Below are 4,883 nucleotides of genomic sequence, written 5' to 3' on the forward strand. Positions count from 1 at the left end.
GGAGGTTGACCCAGAGCTGGATGCCGTGGAACAGGCCGCCGGACAGCACCAGCGACTCGGGCGGCGTCTCGATGTGCAGGATGCCGGAGCCGGCCCGACGTCCTCGCTTATGTCGTCGAAGAGCTGGTCGACCTTGCCGGCCTGGCCGGTGAGCTGGCCGGGGAGCCGGCTCTGCAGCGTGGTCCAGCGGTCGTCCTCACCCTCCGCGAAGGTGGCGAGCTTGCGCATCGGGGCGAGCGAGCCGTTGCTCCGGTAGACCGCGCGCAGCAGGTCACGGCCGCGCACCGCCTCGGTGTGCATGTCGTCCAGCGCACGCCGGACCTGCTCGACCGTGTCGGGGCTCAGCGTGTCCGGCGAACCGGCCCGCCGGAGCAGCGACTGCGCCTCGTCGAGCCGGGTGGAGGCCTGCTCGAGCAGCAGCGCGCCGCGCTCGGCGTCGGAGTCCGCCCAGTCCAGCTGGAGGCCCTCCAGACCGCGCTTCATGCCGTACAGCGGGTCCCCCGGCAGGGCGTTGGTGCTCGCGGCCGCGGCGCCGGCGAAGCTGCCGACCGCCACCCCGGCGACCAGGCCGCCGATCGCCAGCCGCCGGCCCCACCGGCTGCGCGAGACCGCGCGGACCGCCCGGTGCCGGCGCTGCCTGGGCAGCGCCACCGCGGGCCGGCCACCGGCCCACTCCTGCTCGAACGCGGCCATCAGCTGCGCCCGCTGGACCACGCGGGCCTCGGCGTCCAGCTCCGGCTCCGGCAGCGAGCCGAGGGCACCGGCCATCGCCAGCAGCTCCGCCATCGCGGCGGAGCCGCCGCGGGCCTGGTCGGCCCTGGACGAGCCGGCTCGGGCCGCGCCTCCGGTGTCGGCCCTGCTCTCTGTCCGGTGGGCCTCCAGCGCCTCGGCGAAGGCCTTTGCCCGCCGGTGCTCCAGCACGTTTGCCGTCACGGGCCACACCTCCCTTCGTCGTTTTCGACACCCAGGCCGGCCGGACGGTTGCCTCGGCGGGCCGAAACCACACCATCGGGTGACATGCCTGGATCGGGCTTGACTGCGGCCCCGATGACGGATTGCACGCTGGCCAACGAGCGCGGCCGGGGGTCGGTTACGCACGGCTGATCATGTGACCGCCCATTCACCCGCACGTGTGCGGAGGACGGCCGGGCTGACGGGCCGCCGGATATGCCGTCGCCGCCGACCGGCCCACCGGTGCCGGTCCCTGCCGCGATCACCGGGCGTCGGGCGGCAGCAGGCGGGCCAGCGTGCGCACCGCGCGGTACTGGAGGGTCTTGATGGCGCCCTCGTTCTTGCCCATGATCCGGGCCGTCTCGGCCACCGAGAGCCCCTGCAGGAAGCGCAGGGTCACGCACTCCTGCTGCTGCGGGTTGAGCCGCCGTACGGCGTCCAGCAGCGCCGCGTTGGAGAGCGACTCCAGCACCGAGTCCTCGGGGCTGCGCTCGCACTCGTTGGAGTCCAGCATCTCGCCGGTGGTGACCTCCAGCCGGAAGCGGCTGGACTTGAAGTGGTCGGCCACCAGGTTGCGCGCGATGGTCACCAGCCAGGCGCCGAAGTCCCGCCCCTGCCAGGTGAAGGTGCCGATCCGGCGCAGCGCGCGCAGGAAGGTCTCGCTGGTCAGGTCCTCTGCGGTGGCCCGGCTGCCGACCCGGTAGTAGATGTAGCGGTACACGGTGTCGGCGTAGTGGTCGTAGAGCCGGCCGAAGGCCTCGCTCTCGCCGTTCTGGGCGCGTTCGACCAGGTCGACGATGGGGTTGTGCTCGGTCTCGAAGCCGGTGCCGGTGTTGGTGGCGGACCTGGTCCGGCCGCGGCCGGTGCTCCCGCCGCCGACCGCGGTGCGGCCGCGCGTCCCGGTGCCGGAGCCGGTGCTGGAGCCGGTGCTGGAGCCGGTGCTGGAACCGCTGGTGCCCGGGCCGCTGGTCCCGGTGCCGCTGGTGGCGGTGGAGCGCAGCAGCGCGCCGGGGACGGGCCGGGCCGGGCGGCCGTAGCCGGTGCCCAGGGGGGTGCCGGCCACCGCGGGCTGCGGGACGAGCAGCTCGAAGTCGCGGATCGCGGCCCACAGCTGGTCCAGGCGCGTACCAGGACGCAGGGTGGCGGTCGACGGGCGGGGGGAGGTAGGCGCGTCGTTCCGGACGGGTGGGTACACGGGACTCCCAGAGGCAGAACTGTGGACGGGTCACCTCCGCCTGTGCGGAGAGCACACTGCCTGACCCCCCGTCACCGGGGACGCGTGGTGGCGTGCATCCCAGAGAGGATAACGCTTTGTGCAATGACAGCTACACCCTGTGGTCGAAGTGGTCGTTCGAGGTCCACTTGTTGTGCATTTTCAGCTGGTAATGACCGGAGTTGTCACCCTCCGTCTGGCGCAACGTGAGCGCTCGTAAGCACCGTGTGACCAATTTAAGGGCGAGAGGGGCGGTTTCCCCGTCCTGGCGCCCCGCAATCCCCGAGTTTCCCAAGTCGACGAACGATCAGATCCGGTCGCCGCCGATCCGGTTCGGTCACCCGGCGGCCCGGAGCCGGGTTAGCTCGTTAGCGTGAGCCCGAGCCCATCCATGGAGTGGCTGACGAAACGCCAGGTTGACGCATGGGGAGGCGCTCCGGCGACACACCGACCGTGTGCGAACCTCCCGCCCCGCGCGGGGCTCAGGAGCAGGCGGCGCGCTGCCGGCGGCGTACCGTGACGGCGGCCGCGGCGGCACCGGCCAGCACCCCGAGCCCGGCCGCGGCCGGCAGGCCGATCCGGGCCGCCTTGCGGCCGGTCCGGAAGTCCCGCACCCGCCAGCCCATCGCCCGGGCGTGGCGGCGCAGTGCGGCGTCCGGGTTGATCACGTACGGGTGGCCGACCAGCGCCAGCATCGGGATGTCGTTGGCGGAGTCACTGAAGGCCGCACAGCGGCTGAGGTCGAGCTGCTCGCGCCGGGCCAGCGCCTGGACCGCGGCGGCCTTGGCCGGGCCGTGCAGCAGCCCGCCGACCAGCCGGCCGGTGTACGCGCCGTCGGCGGTCTCGGAGACCGTGCCCAGCGCGCCGGTCATGCCGAGCTGCCGGGCGATGATCCGGGCCACCTCCTGCGGGGCGGCGGTGACCAGCCAGGTGCGCTGCCCGGCGTCCAGGTGCATCTGGACCAGGGCGCGGGTGCCAGGCCAGATCTTCCGCGCGATGACCTCCTCGAAGATCTCCTCGCAGATCGCCTCCAGGTCGGCCGTCCGCTTCCCGGCGACCAGACCGAGCGCGGTGTCCTGGGCGTCCGCGATGTGCGCCGGGTCCTCCGAGCCGTGCAGCCGGAACCAGGCCTGCTGCCAGGCGAACCGGGCCACGTCGCGGCGGGTGAAGAAGCGGCGGCGGTACAGCCCGATGCCCAGGTAGAAGATCGCGGCCCCGCGCAGGATGGTGTTGTCGCAGTCGAAGAAGGCGGCCGCCCGCGGGTCGTCCGGGGTGGGGGTGTGGTCCTCGGCGGGGGCCTTCGGCTGCTTGGCGCCCTTCGGTGCGGGCCCGCCGTCCGCGGCGGGCTCCGGCTCCGGCGTCCCGTCCGCCGCGCCCGGGCCCGCGACCGTCGTACGGTCCGGCGCCTGGGTCGTGTCGGCCCCGGGGGCGGCGGCCAGCAGGTCCGCCTCGGCGGCCTGGGCGGCGGCCTCGCCCGCCAGGGCGGTCCGCTCGGTCGGGGAACGCCTTGCCTGGGTGAGCCTTCGCAGCGCGGCCATGGCAACGAGCATAGCCAGCGGCGGTGTCGGATCCCGTGACCGTGGTGTGCAGCCCCCGTTAACAGCCCGCATCCGGGGTGTGGCGGCGGCGCCGCGGCCCGACGGCCGGCCGGGGCCGGCAGGCACAATGGGTCGGGTGAGCCTGCTGCGACGCGACAAGAAGAACCCGGCGGACCGGACCGTGACCCTGATCGGGAAGCCGGACTGCCACCTCTGCCAGGACGCCCGCGCGGTGATCCTCAAGGTCACCGGTGAACTCGGTGCCGCGTTCGAGGAGAAGGACATCACCCGGGACGCGGAGCTGTACGAGAAGTACTGGGAGCAGATCCCGGTGACCTTGATCGACGGCCGCCAGCACGACTTCTGGCGGGTCGACGAGCGCCGGCTGCGCACCGCCCTCGGCGGCTGAGCGACCCGCCCCGGCACCCGCCGCACCCCCGCCGATCGGCGGGGGTCGTTCGCCGAATCGTTGTCGGCCGAGATGAAGATCTCCTTGAAAAAGGGCTCGTTCGTCGGCTTACCATCGTGGGGCTTTGTGTCCGCCGGGGGTCGCTGACAAGAGGAGAGCAGGACGATGCTGCTCGGTGACCGCCGCGTGCCCCCGGTGCCGGGCGGGTACGCCGTGGTCGACGTCGAGGCCACCGGCCGCAGCCCCTGGCGGCACCGGGTGGTGGAGGTCGCCGTGGTGCTGCTCGACCACCGGCTGCGGACCGAGGGCGAGTTCGCCACCCTGGTCGACCCGGCCGGGCCGGTCGGCCCCACCCACGTGCACCGGATAACCCAGGACCAGGTGGTCGGCGCCCCGCGCTTCCGCGAGGTCGCCCCGGTCCTGCTGGACCTGCTGGCCGGCCGGGTCCTGGTGGGTCACCACGTCAGCTGCGACCGGTCCTTCCTGGAGCGCGAGTTCGCCCGGCTCGGGGTCGAACTGCCGCCCGTCCCCGAGCTGTGCACCATGCGGCTGGCCCGCACCCGGCTCGCCGACGCGGGCGGGTACGGCCTGGCGGCCTGCGTCGCGGCGGCCGGCCTCGGCCGGTATCCGGCGCACACCGCGCTCGGCGACGCCCGGGCCGCCGCCGACCTGCTGCGGCACTGCGTCGCCGCCCCGCCCGGCGGCCCGGCGGCGGCGGGTGCGGCCGGCGACTGGGCCGCGCCGCTGCGCGAGGCGGCCCGGGTGCCCTGGC

General features: G+C 74.1%; 4 protein-coding genes and 2 pseudogenes. 2 read left to right on the forward strand and 4 right to left on the reverse strand.

Annotated elements, in window-relative coordinates; translation table 11 throughout:
* The 4 genes and pseudogenes from AB0D08_RS40200 to AB0D08_RS40215 all read right to left on the reverse strand — a co-directional run.
* Positions 1–94: pseudogene (locus AB0D08_RS40200) on the reverse strand (pirin family protein); the annotation flags it as partial.
* Positions 95–171: 77 nt separating this feature from the next.
* Positions 172–786 (reverse strand): annotated as a pseudogene (locus AB0D08_RS40205) (DUF5667 domain-containing protein); the annotation flags it as partial.
* Between the two features lie 427 nt (positions 787–1,213).
* On the reverse strand, positions 1,214–2,146 hold the full coding sequence (locus tag AB0D08_RS40210; RefSeq protein ID WP_359895320.1) for an ECF subfamily RNA polymerase sigma factor, BldN family: 933 nt from the start codon (positions 2,144–2,146) through the stop codon (positions 1,214–1,216).
* Between the two features lie 500 nt (positions 2,147–2,646).
* Positions 2,647–3,702 (reverse strand): HAD-IB family hydrolase, encoded by a 1,056-nt coding sequence (locus tag AB0D08_RS40215; RefSeq protein WP_359895322.1) that lies wholly within the window; start codon positions 3,700–3,702, stop codon positions 2,647–2,649.
* 127 nt (positions 3,703–3,829) lie between these two features.
* On the opposite strand from AB0D08_RS40215, the gene AB0D08_RS40220 reads away from it, so the two are divergent.
* Positions 3,830–4,111 (forward strand): glutaredoxin family protein, encoded by a 282-nt coding sequence (locus AB0D08_RS40220; RefSeq protein WP_033825299.1) that lies wholly within the window; start codon positions 3,830–3,832, stop codon positions 4,109–4,111.
* A gap of 165 nt (positions 4,112–4,276) precedes the next feature.
* On the forward strand, positions 4,277–4,883 hold a 607-nt coding region (locus AB0D08_RS40225), incomplete at its 3' end, for a 3'-5' exonuclease (RefSeq protein ID WP_359895324.1).

Origin of the sequence: Kitasatospora sp. NPDC048540 (genome assembly GCF_040651175.1) — a bacterium.
GTDB lineage: Bacteria > Actinomycetota > Actinomycetes > Streptomycetales > Streptomycetaceae > Kitasatospora.

Coding starts and splice junctions, on each gene's coding strand:
- AB0D08_RS40215 (WP_359895322.1), bottom strand. CDS start 3,702: ATGGCCGCGCTGCGAAGGCTCACCCAGGCAAGGCGTTCCCCGACCGAG.
- AB0D08_RS40220 (WP_033825299.1), top strand. CDS start 3,830: ATGGGTCGGGTGAGCCTGCTGCGACGCGACAAGAAGAACCCGGCGGAC.